At 67.7% G+C, this 14650-nt stretch carries 14 protein-coding genes; 11 read left to right on the forward strand and 3 right to left on the reverse strand.

Going from position 1 to position 14650, the window contains the following annotated elements; all coding sequences use genetic code 11:
• Nucleotides 1-31: 31 nt before the first annotated feature.
• The gene (locus G6N67_RS34735) at nt 32-766 is read right to left on the reverse strand and encodes a FadR/GntR family transcriptional regulator (RefSeq protein ID WP_036439349.1); all 735 of its coding nucleotides are present in this window, start codon (nt 764-766) and stop codon (nt 32-34) included.
• 171 nt (nt 767-937) lie between these two features.
• On the opposite strand from G6N67_RS34735, the gene G6N67_RS34740 reads away from it, so the two are divergent.
• The 10 genes from G6N67_RS34740 to G6N67_RS34780 all read left to right on the forward strand — a co-directional run bounded on the left by G6N67_RS34740 (nt 938) and on the right by G6N67_RS34780 (nt 10604).
• Nucleotides 938-1669, forward strand: coding sequence for an SDR family NAD(P)-dependent oxidoreductase (locus G6N67_RS34740; protein ID WP_179976779.1), 732 nt, complete (start codon nt 938-940; stop codon nt 1667-1669).
• On the forward strand, nt 1666-2679 hold the full coding sequence (locus G6N67_RS34745) for a YlbE family protein (RefSeq protein WP_235684081.1): 1014 nt from the start codon (nt 1666-1668) through the stop codon (nt 2677-2679). The genes G6N67_RS34740 and G6N67_RS34745 overlap by 4 nt, the downstream gene beginning before the upstream one ends.
• Nucleotides 2676-2930, forward strand: a complete 255-nt coding sequence (locus tag G6N67_RS39385) for a hypothetical protein (protein WP_235684082.1) — start codon at nt 2676-2678, stop codon at nt 2928-2930. The genes G6N67_RS34745 and G6N67_RS39385 overlap by 4 nt, the downstream gene beginning before the upstream one ends.
• The gene (locus G6N67_RS34750) at nt 2927-3700 is read left to right on the forward strand and encodes an SDR family NAD(P)-dependent oxidoreductase (RefSeq protein ID WP_036439340.1); all 774 of its coding nucleotides are present in this window, start codon (nt 2927-2929) and stop codon (nt 3698-3700) included. Before G6N67_RS39385 ends, G6N67_RS34750 begins: the two co-directional genes overlap by 4 nt.
• Nucleotides 3697-4761: a hypothetical protein gene (locus tag G6N67_RS34755; RefSeq protein ID WP_036439337.1), complete on the forward strand. Its 1065-nt coding sequence runs from the start codon at nt 3697-3699 to the stop codon at nt 4759-4761. The genes G6N67_RS34750 and G6N67_RS34755 overlap by 4 nt, the downstream gene beginning before the upstream one ends.
• Nucleotides 4754-6022 carry a glutamine synthetase family protein gene (locus G6N67_RS34760; protein ID WP_036439334.1) on the forward strand — a complete coding sequence of 423 codons (1269 nt, stop codon included), beginning with the start codon at nt 4754-4756 and terminating at the stop codon, nt 6020-6022. The genes G6N67_RS34755 and G6N67_RS34760 overlap by 8 nt, the downstream gene beginning before the upstream one ends.
• A complete protein-coding gene (locus tag G6N67_RS34765) occupies nt 6019-7389 on the forward strand; it encodes a glutamine synthetase family protein (RefSeq protein WP_036439331.1) in 1371 nt (456 codons plus the stop codon). Before G6N67_RS34760 ends, G6N67_RS34765 begins: the two co-directional genes overlap by 4 nt.
• A gap of 15 nt (nt 7390-7404) precedes the next feature.
• Nucleotides 7405-8334 carry an alpha/beta hydrolase gene (locus G6N67_RS34770; RefSeq protein ID WP_036439328.1) on the forward strand — a complete coding sequence of 310 codons (930 nt, stop codon included), beginning with the start codon at nt 7405-7407 and terminating at the stop codon, nt 8332-8334.
• Nucleotides 8331-9053, forward strand: coding sequence for an SDR family NAD(P)-dependent oxidoreductase (locus tag G6N67_RS34775; RefSeq protein ID WP_036439326.1), 723 nt, complete (start codon nt 8331-8333; stop codon nt 9051-9053). The genes G6N67_RS34770 and G6N67_RS34775 overlap by 4 nt, the downstream gene beginning before the upstream one ends.
• Nucleotides 9054-9140: 87 nt before the next feature.
• A complete protein-coding gene (locus G6N67_RS34780) occupies nt 9141-10604 on the forward strand; it encodes a flavin-containing monooxygenase (protein ID WP_036439324.1) in 1464 nt (487 codons plus the stop codon).
• On the opposite strand, the gene coaE is transcribed toward G6N67_RS34780, so the two are convergent.
• Nucleotides 10601-11728, reverse strand: coding sequence for a dephospho-CoA kinase (gene coaE, locus G6N67_RS34785; RefSeq protein WP_036439322.1), 1128 nt, complete (start codon nt 11726-11728; stop codon nt 10601-10603). The genes G6N67_RS34780 and coaE overlap by 4 nt on opposite strands.
• A 106-nt stretch (nt 11729-11834) precedes the next feature.
• Nucleotides 11835-13274 carry a 30S ribosomal protein S1 gene (gene rpsA, locus G6N67_RS34790; RefSeq protein WP_036439320.1) on the reverse strand — a complete coding sequence of 480 codons (1440 nt, stop codon included), beginning with the start codon at nt 13272-13274 and terminating at the stop codon, nt 11835-11837.
• A 199-nt stretch (nt 13275-13473) separates the two neighbouring features.
• On the opposite strand from rpsA, the gene G6N67_RS34795 reads away from it, so the two are divergent.
• Complete coding sequence (locus G6N67_RS34795) at nt 13474-14643, forward strand: PrsW family intramembrane metalloprotease (RefSeq protein ID WP_036439318.1); 1170 nt, start codon at nt 13474-13476, stop codon at nt 14641-14643.
• The last annotated feature ends 7 nt before the right edge of the window (nt 14644-14650 follow it).

The following is a 14650-nucleotide window of genomic DNA, read 5'->3' on the forward strand; positions in this document are numbered from 1 at the left end:
GTCGCACCGGGCGCATCCACATGCCGCGGGATCAGCGCTTGAGCCAGGACTCGATGGTGTGCCGGGTGTCGTTGATGTGCTCGGCCATCCGGGCCGCGGCCAGCTCCGGCTCCCGGTTCTCGATCGCCTCGAGGATGGACTCGTGGTAGTCGTTGGCGTTGGGCTCCAGCCGCCCGAAGATGGCGCCCACCGGCAGCCACATGCGCCTGCGGGCGTCGGCGACCGCGTCGAGCAACCGGTCGTTCTGGGCGGCCTGTGCGATGCCCAGGTGAAACGCCGAGTCGAGCGTCTGGAAATCGGTGGTGTGCTGTGCCGACTGGTCGTCGAGCGCGGTGTGCAGCGCGGCGTCCATACCGGTCAAGAGCTTGTGCAGCTCGGTCAGATCCGCACTGCGGCGCCGCTCGGCGGCCAACCGGGTCGCCCCGGTCTCGACGATCACGCGATAGTCGAAGGCGTCGCGGATGGCCCGCTTGTTCCTTCGCATCTCGCGCCGCATCTCCGCCGCGTCGTAGACCGGGGCCTGCACCGTGAAGCCGCCGCCCCGACCGCGGCGCACCGCGATCAGGCCTTCACGCTCGAGCACCGCCACCGCGGTACGCACGGTGGTCCTCGAAACGTCGAGCATGTCCGAGAGTTCACGTTCGGTCGGCAAGCGGTCACCCGGCCGGAACTGGCCGAGTTCCAGGGCGCGCCGCATCTGGTCGACGACCAGCTCGTGCGCCGGAATCTGCCGGACCGGAACCAAAGCCGGCTTCGCTGCTGACATGCCCAGCCCCCCTTCGGATGTCCACAGGTTACCGCATGGCCGCCGATAACAGCGTTTGCCTTGCCCAATGGACCATACCGAAATTTAAAGTCCTAAAAACTTGACCTATAGCCCAATCAAGACGAAACTTGGTGGAGTCCAGGGCAGCTGAGCACAGATGAGGATCGTGGGTTGAACAACAAGGTGATCGTGACGGGCGGAGCCGGAGTTATCGGGCAGGCCATCTGCCGCCGCCTGTTGCAGAGCGACTATGTCCCCGTGGCAGCCGATCTCAAGCCCGCGGTGGACGCGCTGGACCTGACCGAGGCGCGATTGGAAGGCGCGCTGCCGGTCGCCATGGACGTGGCTGATCGGGAGAGTGTGCAAAGTGCGGTGGGTTCGGTGGTGGCTGATGGTGAGACGCTGGCCGGGTTGGTGAACTGTGCTGGGATTCTTAGGGATTCGTTTCTCGGTGAGTTGGATGAGGCGAAGCTGGAGTTGATGTTCCAGGTGAACATCGCCGGGATGGCGCGGGTGACCGATGTGGTGGCGCCGTTGTTGGGCGAGGGCAGCGCGATCGTCAACATCGGGTCGTTGACCGGACACTTCGGCCGGTTCCGGGGTGCTTCGGTGTACGGCGCCACCAAGGCCGGCATCGCGGCCTACACCCGGTATCTGGCCGAGGAACTGGCCCCGCGCGGTATCCGGGTCAACAACATCGCCCCGGGGGTGATCCGCGCCCCGATGAGCCCGTCGATGGCCCGGGTCTCCGGCGGCGAGGAGATCAGCGCGAGCTACGCCATGCTCAAACGCATCGGCGAACCCGAAGAGGTCGCCGAGGCCGTCGAGTTCATGCTGTCCCCGCGGGCGTCGTTCATCACCGCCCAGACCCTGCTCGTCGACGGCGGCGTGGTGGCCTGGTGAGCACCCACCTCGACACCACCGCACTCGACGTCGACGCCGCCAACGCGACCGCGTTCGCCCGCCTCGACGCGGCCGACCCCTGGGTCATCGACGTGGCACCGGCGCGCGAGGTCCTGCCCGGGTTTCGCGACAACCTGGTGCTGACCTCGGGAGCGCCGATGCCGTGGTCGGCCTACACCGGCGGGCAACGCGAAGCCCTCATCGGCGGCGCCCTGTTCGAGGGCCTGGCCGGCACCCGCGACGACGCCATCGCGGGTTTCGCGTCCGGTGAGATCGAGGTCGGGGGCTGCCACGACTACGGCGCGGTGGGCTCGCTGGCCGGGATCTACACCGCGTCGATGCCGGTGTTCGTCGTTGAGAACCGCACCCACGGCAACCTCGGGTTCTGCAACTTCTACGAAGGCAAGGAACCCCGCCGGCTCAACTACGGCTGCTACGACGACGGCGTGCGCGAGCGGCTGCTGCATGTCAACACCGTGCTGGCCCCGGTGGTGGGCGAGGCGATCCGCCGCCACGGCGGCATCGCGCTCAAACCGTTGATCGCGCGTGCCCTGCGCATGGGCGACGAGGTGCACAGCCGCAACGCGGCCGCCTCGATCCTGTTCAACCGCGAGATCCTGCCCGCGATCCTGGACATGGTCGAAGCCCGGGTGCCCGGTGTCCGCGAGACACTGCTGCACCTGGCCGACAACGACTACTTCTTCCTGCGGTTGTCGATGGCCGCGGCCAAGGCCTGCGCCGATGCGATGGTCGAGCCGGGCTCCACCCTGGTCTCGGCCATGGCGTTCTCCTGCCGCGGTTTTGCCATCAAACTCGCCGGGCTCGGCGACACCTGGTTCCAGGGACCACCACCCATCCACCAGGGCAAACTGTTCGCCGGGCACACCGAGGACGAGATCACCTGGATGGGCGGGAATCCCCGATCACCGAAACCATCGGACTCGGCGGCTTCGCCCAAGCCTGCGCACTGTCACTGCAGGAATACCAGGGCGGTTCCCCGGAGATCATGATCGAACGCAACCGCGAGATGTATGCCATCACCCACGGCGAGAACAGCACCTACCGCATCCCGCTGTTCGGGTTCCGCGGCACCCCCACCGGCATCGACGCCCGCAAAGTCCTCGACACCGGCATCCTGCCCGTCATGGACGTCGGCCTCGCCGGACGCGACGGCGGCCAGATCGGCGCCGGGGTGATCCGCGCACCCCGAGAATGCTTCACCGACGCCATGACCGAACACACGCGTAGGTTCGGTCGATGACGACCGATGCCAAGACCCTCGCGCTGTCCTTCGGTGGTGGCGACGCCGTCGTCACCGGCGCCGCATCGGGTATCGGAGCCGCCACCGCGGCCGCGCTGATGTCGGCCGGCATCCGCACCGTGCGCCTCGACATCCGCACGCCGGAACCCGATCCGCGCCACCCGGACGAGCTTCAGGTGAACTGTGCGGCCGACGTCCGCGATCCCGACCTGGTATCGCGGTTGCGCGAGGCCGGGGCCGCTGCCGATTCGATCAGCTATGTCGTCAACTGTGCGGGCATCATCGACAACACCGGGTTCGGCGGTGTTCCGCGCGACGCGTGGCTGCGGTGCCTGGAGATCAACCTGGTCGGGGCGTACAACGTCATCGACGCCCTGACCCCGGCGCTCCGTCAGAACACGCCTGCCGCGGTCGTCAACATCAGCTCGATCGAGGCGGCCAGGGTCGTCGCACTGTCCGACCCGGACCCCACGCCGCAGTACGCGGCCTCCAAGGCCGGGCTGAGCATGCTCACCCAGAGCAGCGCCCGCGCGCTGGCGGCCGACGGGATCCGGGTCAACAGCATCGCGCCCGGGTTCGTCGCCACCCCGATGGCCGCCGCACACGGCGACACCGGCAGCCTGCCCCCCGCTCTGGCGCCCCGGGTTCCGGTAGGACGTTTCGCCGATCCAACCGAAATCGCTTACGCAGCAGCATTTCTGCTGAGCGACCAAGCCGCCTATCTCACAGGTTCCGAGGTGCGCGTCGACGGCGGGTTCGCGCTGACATGACCCGTACGCACACGCCCGTCGTGGCCTTCGAACCGGCTCTTGGCCGCAACGCCCGGAGCGGCACCTGGGCCGAGCTGGCCCGCGGCACCTTCCGCACCGCGCGCGAACACGTCGACCGCAACGAGTGGGAGGCCGCCGCGCAACTCGTCGAGGTGTCGGTGCTCGAAGCCGACGAACTCCGCGACATCTACGACCGCTGGCCCGCCGCTACACTGCGGTGGGTCCGGGCCCACGACGTGACCAGCACCGAGCTGGACGCCGCGGTCACGCGGCTCGGCGAACTCGTGGGTGACGAGGCCATGGCCGGGGTCGGGCCGGCCTGGCCCCGCTACACCGACGCCGTGACACGGGCCGCGCAGGCCTGCCGCGACCAGGATCCCGGGGCCGGCGAACTGATCGAAACCGCACGGCAGGTCTGGCAGCAGATCCACGACCGTGCGGTCGACCGGGTCGCCGGCATGATCGACATCGCCGTGCGCCTGGTCGGCGAATCCTCACTCGGCGAGCTGTGGGACCACCTGATGGGTGACTGGTACGAGATCCATGAGCGCCGTTACTCATTGGACAACCAGCCGTGGGCCGACTCGGCTCATCAGCTGATGGTCGCGATCGTCGACGGATTCCACGCGCACCTCACCGGGACCGGACGCCAGGGCGACATCGAGCTGATCGAGGAACCGGGGCGCACCGGATTCCGGTTCGCGCCATGCGGATCCGGCGGCCGCTCGGTGGACGCCAGGATCACCGGCGGGACACCCCGGTCGGCGCCACCGTTCGGCTTCGCGGTCACCACCGAACCGCACGACTGGGCGTGGAACACGGTCGGCATCTGCTCGTACTGCGTGCACTGCTGCCAGCTCAACGAGGTCATGCCGATCGACCGGCTCGGCTACCCGACGCGCGTGATCGACCCGCCCACCTGGACGCCGGACGATCCCACGACCTCGTGCACCTGGTGGGTGTACCACGACCCCGCCGACGTCCCCGACCACGTGTATCGCCGGGTCGGCCGTGACCCCGCCCGCCGACCGAGCCGAACCAGGAGCAACCGACATGGCTGACACCGTGGCGATGACGCAACTCGAAGTGGCCGACTACGACCTCGGGTTGCGGGGAAAACTGGTGCGCTCGAACAAGACCCGCGGTGGTTCTGCCCTGGCGTTCTGCACCATCGTGTACGGCCTGTCGCTGACCGACGACGTCACCGACACGCCGTTCAGCAGCGCTGCCAACGGCTATCCCGACGCTGCGCTCGTGCCCGACGAAGCCACGCGGATCCCGCTGCCGTGGCGGGCCGGAACCGACGCCGTGATCGCCGACCTGGTCGACGCCGACGGCAGGCCGCTGGATCTGTCGCCGCGTGCCGTCTTGGGCACCCTCACCGAGCGCTACGCCGAACTCGGCCTGGCCCCGGTGCTCGGTTTCGAATACGAGATGTGGATCTTCTCTGCCGACGCCGGCCATGCTCCGCACGGCCGCACCGAGAACGCCTACAGCCTCACCCGCTGCGCCGAGATCAACTGTTTGGCAACCGAGTTCGTCAACCGCATGGATCAGATCGGCATCGAGGTCGAGATGTTCCACGCCGAACTCGGGCCCGGTTTCTTCGAGTTCACCCTGGCCCCCGCGACCGCGGTGACCGCTGCAGACCACGCCGTGCGGGCCCGCCAGTACCTGCGGGATCTGTGCGCCGAACGCGGTCTGCACGCGAGCTTCATGGCCAAGCCGTTCGCCGACAAGTCCGGTGCGGGTGGCCACGTGCATTCCAGCCTCGATCGCGACGGCGCCAACGTGTTCTCCGACGGCGCAGGCGGGCTGTCGGCCGAGGGTCGCCATTATCTGGCTGGTCTGCTTGCCGGGATGGCCGACACCGCCGTGATGCTCAACCCGAACATCAACTCCTACAAGCGCATCGACCCCGAGATGTTCACCCCTTCGTCGGCGAGCTGGGGCTACGACGACCGGGGCACGGCGGCCCGGGTACTGCTCACCGACCCCAAGTCCGCGCGCGTCGAGCACCGCAGACCCGGAGCCGACGCGAACCCGTACATCGTGGCCACCGCGCTGCTGGCCGCGGGACTGCACGGGCTGCGCGAACAACTGCCGTTGCCCGGGCCGGACACGGATCCGCCAGACCTGCCGGGCGATCTGGGCACTGCCCTGGCCCAGTTCGAAAGTTCACCGTGGGTGGCCGATCTGCTGGGCAAGCCGTTCTGCACGTCCTTCGCCGCCACGCGGCGCGCCGAACTGCAACGCTATGAACGTTGGTTACGCACCACCATCACCGAGTGGGAACTGCATCGACACCTGGAGCACCAATGACATCTGTACTCGACCTCGACCGGTTCGAGGCGCTGGCCGCCGCCGGCGAGATCACCACCGTGGTGTGCGCCGCGCCCGACCCGTACGGACGCCTGGTCGGAAAGCGACTGACCATCTCTGCTTTCCGCACTCTCGGCCTGCAGGGCAACGGCGTCAACGCCAGCAGCTTCATCTTCGGCGTCGACCTGGAGATGAATCCGCTTGAGCTGCCGGTGTCCAACGCGGCCAACGGCTGGGTCGACATCCGACTGGTGCCCGACCTCTCGACCCTGCGCCGAGTGCCGTGGGAGCCCACGGCCGCACTGGTGCTGTGCGACGCCTACCACATGGATTCCGACGAGCCGTTGGCCGTGGCACCCCGCAGCATCCTGCGGGCTCAGCTCGACCGGGCCGCACAGCGGGGCCTGTCCTTCAAGTTCGCGTCCGAGCTGGAGTTCTATCTCGCCGCGACACCGCCGCGGGAGGCCTGGCAGCTGGGCTACCAGAACCTCACGATGCTTTCGGACTACCGGTCGGACTACCAGATGATCCAGGCCGCCCGCGACGACTGGTTCATCGAGCGCATCCGCAACCAGATGCCCGCGTTCGGAGTTCCCGTCGAATCGTCCAAGCCCGAATGGGGTTTGGGCCAGCAGGAGGTCACCCTCGACTACTGCGACACCCTGGAGATGGCCGACCGGCACGTGCTGTTCAAATACGGCGTCAAGCAGTTGGCCAACAATGCCGACCTCACGGTCACGTTCATGGCCAAGCCCAAGATCGACGAGGTCGGCTCGTCGTGTCACCTGCATGTCAGCATGTGGTCGGCCGACGGCGCCGAGCCGCTGTGCTGGTCGGCAGAGCGCAACGGCATGTCGGAGCGGTTCGGGGCGTTCGTCGCCGGCCAGCTGCATCACGCGTCCGACATCAGCCTGATGTTCGCGCCGACCGTCAACTCCTACAAGCGTTTCCAGCCGGACCAGTTCGCCGGGACCGCGATAGCACTCGGCAACGACAACCGCTCGTGCGCGTTCCGGTTGGTCGGCAGTGGGCCGTCGTTCCGGGTGGAGAACCGCATCCCCGGCGCCGACGTCAACCCGTATTACGCCTACGCCGCCACGATCGCCGCCGGCCTCGACGGCGTCGACCGGGAGATGTCCGCACCGGACATCTTCGACGGCAACGCATGGACGGGAGCCGACATCACGACCGTCCCCACCGCGCTGCACCGCTCCCTGAACCTGTTCGCCGAAAGCAAGATGGCCCGCACGGCCTTCGGCGACGAGGTCTTCGAGCACCTGTTGGCCTCTGCGCAAAGCGAATTGGAGGCTTTCGACTCGCACACCGTGACGGATTGGGAATCCCGTCGCTATTACGAACGCGTCTAGGACCGAAGGAGAACCATGCCGATCGACCCCATCGCCCAGAAGATGCTCGACGACGCCAAGGCGTCGGGCCGGCCCAACGCGCACCTGCTGCCCGTGCCGACCGCGCGCGAGAACTTCGAGAACACCTTCGCGGCCCTCGCCAAGCCCGACGTACATCGCGTCGTCGACGTCACCGTCGGAACCCGTGACGGCGCAGGCATTCCGGGCCGGCTCTACCTCCCCACCGATGCCACGGACCTGCCGCTGACGGTGTACTACCACGGTGGCGGGTGGCTGCTCGGCAGCATCGATTCGCACGACGTGGCGACACGGCTGCTCGCCAATGCCTCCGGCAGCGCGGTGTTGTCGGTGGGATACCGGCGCGGACCCGAGTCGCGGTTCCCCACCGCGGTCAACGATGCGGTCGACGCGCTCGCCTGGGCCCGCAGCGAGGCGCTCGGCATCGACGGCACGCGGCTGGCGGTGGCCGGCGACAGCGCCGGCGGAAACCTGGCCGCCGCCGTCGCGCTGCACGCCCGCGACACCGGCGAACCCGCTCTGCGCCACCAACTTCTGGTTTACCCGGTCACCACGACCGACCTCGACCGCGGCATGGATCCCGCATACGACGGTGTCATGCTCGAACGCGACGAACTGCAGTGGCACCAGGACAATTACCTGCCCGGTCCGGACGCCGCGACCGACCCGCGGGTCAACGTGCTCGACGCGGATCTCACGGGTCTGCCCGACACGACGATCATCCTGGCCGAGTGCGATCCGATCCGCCCGCAGGGTGAGCTGTACGAACGTGCGTTGCGCGCGGCCGGGGTCACGGTGCAGAGCCATCTGACCCCCGGCATGGTGCACGGATTCTTCGGGCTCGACGAGGTTTTCCCAACAGCCACCGGCGCCATGACCTTCGCCGGACAGCGGCTCGCCGAGTCCTTTGCCGTGGCGGTCCGATGATCGCTCTCGTGACCGGCGCCTGCGGCGGTATCGGCTCGGCGACCGTGCAGCGTCTGGTCAAAGACGGTGTGCACGTGATCGCCACCGATGTGGGCGAACGCGCGGAAAACCTGCCGGCCGAGGCCGACTACGTGGCGTTCGATCTTCTCGACGGAGATCTGGCCGAGTTGTTCGACCGGCTCGACGGCCAAGGCCTCGACTACCTCGTCAACGCCGCCGGGGTGGCCCTGTTCGACCGCGACGGTTCGACACTCGACATCGACGAATCCGTCTGGGACATCACGCTCGGCGTCAACCTGCACGGACTGCGCAAGGTCACCACTGCGGCCGTCCCGCACCTGCGCCGTGGGACGGGCAAGAGCATCGTCAACGTCGCGAGTACCGCGGGCATCAGAGGTATGGATTCCCCCCTGGACGCGTACCAGGTCAGCAAGGCCGCGGTGGTGTCGCTGACGCGGGCGCTGGCGCTGCAGCTGGCGCCCGAGGGGATCCGGGCCAATACCGTGTGCCCCGGTGCGATCCTCACCCCGATGATCGACTACCTCTACGTCGACAATCCCGCGCGCAGGGCCGACATGGAGAGCCGCACGCCGCTGCGCCGACTGGGTATGCCCGACGAAATCGCGGGCGCCATCGCGTTTCTGCTGTCCGCCGACGCGTCGTTCGTCACCGCGACCGATCTCGTGGTCGACGGCGGCTGGACGGCCCAGATCAAGTAGCCCGCGCCGGCGCCCGGCACCGGGCATGTTGACAATCTCGTTATTGGTCTAACTAATCGACCTATAGTTCTTTAGACAGGAGACAGGATGAGCGGGCCATCGATGCCGCGAGTCGCCATTATCGGATCCGGGTTCAGCGGTATCGCCGCGGCAATCGCCCTGCGCAAGAAGGGCATCGAGGACTTCGTGATCTTCGAGCAGGCCCCCGCGCTCGGCGGCACCTGGTGGCACAACCGCTACCCGGGCGCCGAAGTCGACCTGGAATCCCACATCTACTCGTTCTCCTATGAGCGCTACGACTGGACCCGCACCCACGCGGGCTGGCGCGAGCTGCAGGGCTATCTCAACCACGTCGCGAACAAGTGGGATCTGCCCCGCAGGATCCGGTTCAACGAAAAGGTCGAGGACATCACGTGGTCCGACACCGACCACGCCTACACGGTCAGCACCGAATCCGGCGCCGACCACGACCGGTTCACCGCGGTGATCAGCGCGGTCGGATTCCTCAACATCCCGTTGCTGCCGCCCTTCGCGCGCGAATCCAGCGACTTCGCCGGCGCGATCTGCCACACGTCCCGGTGGATCGACGGCCTGGACATGACCGGCAAAAAGATCGGCGTGGTGGGCACCGGATCGTCGGCCGTGCAAGTGGTCACCGAGGCCGAACGGGTGGGCACCGAGGTCAAGATCTTCCAGATCGAACCGAACTGGATCCTGCCGAAGGGCAGCCACGATTTCACGCCGCTGCAGCGCCGGCTCAACCGCCTCGCACCGGTATATGCGTGGCGACGCCTCAAGCTGTACCTCGGCTACGACCTGCGCCAGTACCGGTCGAGCCATGCCCGGCCCACCGGCTGGACCAACCGGCGGAAGCACCAGGCGGCCGTGGAATTCCTGCACCGCGAGCTGGCAGACCGGCCGGACCTGCTCGAATTGGCCACGCCGACTTTTCCGTTCGAGGGCAGGCGCACGGTGGTCAGCGACACCTACTACGCGTCGCTGCGCAGCCCGAAGGTGACGCTGGTCCCCCACGCGGTCAAAGGGCTGTCCCGCACCGGGGCGATCGACGCCAACGGTGACGAACATGAGCTCGACATCATCGTGCTCGCAACCGGATTCGACGCGGCAAACTACCTCGGCAACTATCGGGTGCACGGCCGCGGCGGCGCCGAACTGCACGAGCAGTGGCAGGGTGAACCGGAGGCCTTCCTGGGCATGATGGTGCCGAAGTTCCCCAACTTCTTCATCATGTACGGACCCAACACCAACTCGATTCCGCTCGTGTCGTTCTACGAGGCGCAGGCGTCGTTCGCGGCGGGCCTGATCTCGCGCGCCGCCCGCGCCGGTGCCGGCAGCATCGAGGTGCGCCGCTCGGCGTTCGTCCTCTACAACGACTGGGTGCAGGCGCAGTTGTCGAAAACCGTGTGGGCCCAGGTCAACAACTACTTCAAAGCGGGCACTGGCCGCATCGTCTCCCAGTGGCCTTCCGGCGCGACGCCGTACATCCTGGCGACCAAGCTGTTGCGCCGGATCGCCGTGCGGCTGTCCTAGGGCCGCCAGCCCGTCGCGTCCGCCCACTCCCACACCCGTCGATAGGCACCGGCCTCGAGCGTCCCCGGGTGGGCGCGGCGCCAATCGACACACAGCAGCGCGTACTGCTGATCCGGCCACCCCTCGACCCGCAGGTGGACATTGGTGGGCCGGCCGGGATCGGCTGACCCGTGTAACCGGCTGCGCCACAGGTTCGGATCATCGGAATGGTCGAACTCGGCGACCGTACTGCGGGCATCGGGCTCGACGCCGTCGATGCCGTCGGCGAGGCGCACGTACCCGACCGCCGTCAGCGCGTCGGCGAGTTCGTCTGCCACGTCGAGAGACTCGACGGTGACCTGCACATCGATCACGTCGGCCGCCTCGGTGCCGGGCACCGCGGTGGGGCCGACATGGTCGATGCGCACGGCACGATGCCCGCATGCGGCCTGCAGCCGAGCGATTATCCGTCCGGCCTGCTCGGGCCAGCTCGGATCGTAGGGCACCGGCTGCGCCGGCGCTGCGGCCGCCGCACCGATCTCCATGTTCTGCGCGAACGGCAGGATCCGGTCGTACCACAACTGGCGGGCGGAATCCCGCAGCGCCTCCGCATCTCCCGAGTTGTCGAGCCACACGTCGGCGACAACGCGCCGCTGCTCGACGGTGGCCTGCGCGGCGATCCTGGCACGGGCGTCGGCCTCGCTGAAGCCGCGGTAGGAGATGAGCCGGGCCACCCGCACATCCTCGTCGGCGTGCACGATCACCACCAACGGAAACAGCGGCGCCATATGGGATTCCACGAGCAGCGGGATGTCTTCGACGATGACCGCGTCGGCGGGAGCGGCGTCGATCAACTCGGCGCGCCGCCGAGCCACCAGGGGGTGCACGATGCCGTTGAGCGTCGCCCGCTTCTCGTCGTCGCTGAACGCCACGGCCGCCAGCGCAGGCCGGTTCAACGCGCCGTCGGGCAGCAGGATCCCGTCGCCGAACGCCTCGACAAGCTTGGCCAGGCCCTCGGTGCCGGGCTCGACCACCTCACGGGCGATCACGTCGCCGTCGACGACGATGCCGCCCAACTCGCTGAACGCGGCCGATACCGTCGACTTGCCCGCGCCGATGCCTCCGGTCAGTCCAATACGCAACACCCGCCCAGTCTGTCAGGACGCCACCACGACGAGCGCCCCGGCTCGCCGACCGGCTTGAAACGACAGATGCCCCGGCCGTGGGCCGGGGCATCTGTCGTTGAGCTGTTTAGGCGCTGCCTGCGAGCTTCTCCCGCAGAGCGGCGAGCTGCGCGTCGCTGGCCAGCGTGCCGCCGGAGGACTCCTCCGAACGCGACGACCCGTTGGACACCGGTGCGTTGGCGGCCTCGGCCTCGGCCGCGGCGAACTTCTCCATCTGCGCAGTGTGCATCTTGTGGCGACGCTCGGCCTCGGCGTACCGGGCCTCCCACTCGTCACGCTGCTTCTCGAAGCCCTCGAGCCATTCGTTGGTCTCGGCGTCGAAGCCCTCGGGGAAGATGTAGTTGCCCTGCTCGTCGTAGCTGTCGGCCATGCCGTACTTCGACGGGTCGAACTCCTCGGTGTAGTCCTCGTTGGCCTGCTTGAGGCTCAGCGAGATGCGGCGACGCTCCAGGTCGATGTCGATGACCTTGACCATCGCGTCGTCGCCGACCTGGACCACCTGGTCGGGAACCTCGACGTGGCGCTCGGACAGCTCCGAGATGTGCACCAGGCCCTCGATGCCCTCCTCGACGCGGACGAACGCACCGAACGGCACCAGCTTGGTGACCTTGCCCGGCACGATCTGGCCGATCGCGTGGGTGCGGGCGAAGTGGCGCCACGGATCTTCCTGAGTCGCCTTGAGCGACAGCGAAACCCGCTCGCGGTCCATGTCGACGTCGAGCACCTCGACGGTGACCTCGTCGCCCACCTGAACGACCTCGGACGGGTGATCGATGTGCTTCCAGGACAGCTCGGAGACGTGCACCAGGCCGTCGACACCGCCGAGATCGACGAACGCGCCGAAGTTGACGATCGAGGACACGACACCCTTGCGGATGGCGCCCTTCTGCAGCTGGTTGAGGAACTCGCTGCGCACCTCGGACTGCGTCTGCTCCAGCCAGGCGCGGCGGCTCAGCACCACGTTGTTGCGGTTCTTGTCCAGCTCGATGATCTTGGCCTCGATCTCCTTGCCGATGTACGGCTGCAGATCGCGGACGCGACGCATCTCGACCAGCGACGCGGGCAGGAAGCCGCGCAGGCCGATGTCGAGGATCAGGCCGCCCTTGACGACCTCGATGACGGTGCCCTTGACGGCCTCGTCCTTCTCCTTGAGCTCCTCGATGGTGCCCCAGGCGCGCTCGTACTGAGCCCGCTTCTTGGACAGGATCAGGCGGCCTTCCTTGTCCTCCTTGGTGAGAACGAGGGCCTCGACCTCATCGCCCACGGAAACGACCTCGTTGGGGTCGACGTCGTGCTTGATGGAAAGTTCGCGAGAAGGAATGACACCTTCGGTCTTGTAGCCGATGTCGAGCAGAACCTCGTCGCGGTCCACCTTGACGATGGTCCCTTCGACGATGTCGCCATCGTTGAAGTATTTGATGGTCTTGTCGATGGCGGCGAGAAAGTCCTCAGCCGAGCCGATGTCGTTGACGGCTACTTGCGGCGAGGTGACGGAGGGACTTGGCATGTGGTGGGTTGCTCCGGACAGGTTTAATCGTAGGGACTCGGACATTGCTTGTTTTTGCTTCGGCGCGAGCGCCGAGGTCGTGCTGTGCACCCGCGTCAACACACAGGTACTTCTAGAGCGTACTCGACTGGGGACACGCTGGACAAACCCGGTCCACAGACATGGCCGGACACGCGCCCCGACCCGCTAACCTTCCGTCGTGGCGTACAACCCCGTGCCGACTCCCCCGCCGTGGACGACGCTGCCGCTGGTGCCCCTGCCGCGGCCGGTCCGCAAAGTCGGGGCCCCGTTGGGCGTGATCATCGCACTCGGCGTGCTCACCGGGCTGCTGATCCTGCTGATCACGCTCAGCAACCCGGTCGGCGCGATCATCGGATTCGTGCTCTCCAGCATCGCGATGACCGCGGTGCTGTTCGCCTACCTGTGGCTGGACCGCTGGGAGCCCGAACCACCCCGGCTCCTGCTCATGGCGTTCGGCTGGGGCGCGTCGGTCGCAGTCGTGCTGTCGGTGGTGCTCAGCCTTCTCGGCGACGCCGTGTTCCCCCACAGCACCGTGCTGCCGCAGGGCTTCGACTCGATCGCGATCCGGGCCCCGCTGGTCGAAGAGGCCGCGAAAGGCGCGTTCCTGCTGATCATGATGACGGGCCGACGGCGCAACGAGCTCAACTCGCTGACCGACTGCCTGGTCTACGCGGGCCTGGTCGGTGTCGGCTTCGCGTGGCTGGAAGACATCATGTACATCGCGAACGCGGAATCACTGGCCGGCTCGCTGCTCACGGCCGCGATGCGGCTGATCATGGCGCCGTTCGCGCACCCGCTGTTCACGAGCATGACCGCGATCGGCGTGTACTTCGCGCTCAAGCAGCGCAGCCTGGTCGCCAAGGCCGGCTGCATCCTGCTCGGCTATGCCGCGGCGGTCCTGATGCACGGCCTGTGGAACGGCTCGTCGCTGGTGGGGATCGAGACCTACTTCGCGGTCTACGTGGTGTGGATGGTGCCGATCTTCGCGCTGATGATCGCCGTGGCCATCACGAGCCGCCACCGCGAGCAGCGGCTCGTGGCCGCGAAACTGCCCGGCATGGTGGCCGCCGGGCTGATCAGCCAGAACGAGGCAACCTGGCTCGGCTCGCTCAAGACCAGGCGTGCCGCGATCGCCACCGCGGCCAGGACCGGTGGGCGCCCGGCGGGCAAGGCCGTCGCGCGGTTCGCCGCGGCCGTCGTCGAGCTCGCGTTCGTGCGGGACCGCATCGACCGTGGTTTCGGCGACGCGCGGGTGCATGCGCTGCTGAACGAGGAAGTGCACAGCGTCGCCGCGGCCCGGTCCGCCGCGCCGATCCTGGGTTGGCTCGCCAACTACCGGGCGCCCTGACGGGGAT

It is taken from the genome of Mycolicibacterium mageritense, assembly GCF_010727475.1.
Classification (GTDB): Bacteria; Actinomycetota; Actinomycetes; order Mycobacteriales; family Mycobacteriaceae; genus Mycobacterium; species Mycobacterium mageritense.

What these genes read in the sequence shown, in the direction of transcription:
- G6N67_RS34770 (WP_036439328.1), top strand. Translation starts at nt 7,405, where the DNA reads ATGCCGATCGACCCCATCGCCCAGAAGATGCTCGACGACGCCAAGGCG.
- rpsA (WP_036439320.1), bottom strand. Translation starts at nt 13,274, where the DNA reads ATGCCAAGTCCCTCCGTCACCTCGCCGCAAGTAGCCGTCAACGACATC.
- G6N67_RS34755 (WP_036439337.1), top strand. Translation starts at nt 3,697, where the DNA reads ATGACCCGTACGCACACGCCCGTCGTGGCCTTCGAACCGGCTCTTGGC.
- G6N67_RS34760 (WP_036439334.1), top strand. Translation starts at nt 4,754, where the DNA reads ATGGCTGACACCGTGGCGATGACGCAACTCGAAGTGGCCGACTACGAC.
- G6N67_RS39385 (WP_235684082.1), top strand. Translation starts at nt 2,676, where the DNA reads ATGATCGAACGCAACCGCGAGATGTATGCCATCACCCACGGCGAGAAC.
- G6N67_RS34750 (WP_036439340.1), top strand. Translation starts at nt 2,927, where the DNA reads ATGACGACCGATGCCAAGACCCTCGCGCTGTCCTTCGGTGGTGGCGAC.
- G6N67_RS34735 (WP_036439349.1), bottom strand. Translation starts at nt 766, where the DNA reads ATGTCAGCAGCGAAGCCGGCTTTGGTTCCGGTCCGGCAGATTCCGGCG.
- G6N67_RS34780 (WP_036439324.1), top strand. Translation starts at nt 9,141, where the DNA reads ATGAGCGGGCCATCGATGCCGCGAGTCGCCATTATCGGATCCGGGTTC.
- G6N67_RS34775 (WP_036439326.1), top strand. Translation starts at nt 8,331, where the DNA reads ATGATCGCTCTCGTGACCGGCGCCTGCGGCGGTATCGGCTCGGCGACC.
- G6N67_RS34765 (WP_036439331.1), top strand. Translation starts at nt 6,019, where the DNA reads ATGACATCTGTACTCGACCTCGACCGGTTCGAGGCGCTGGCCGCCGCC.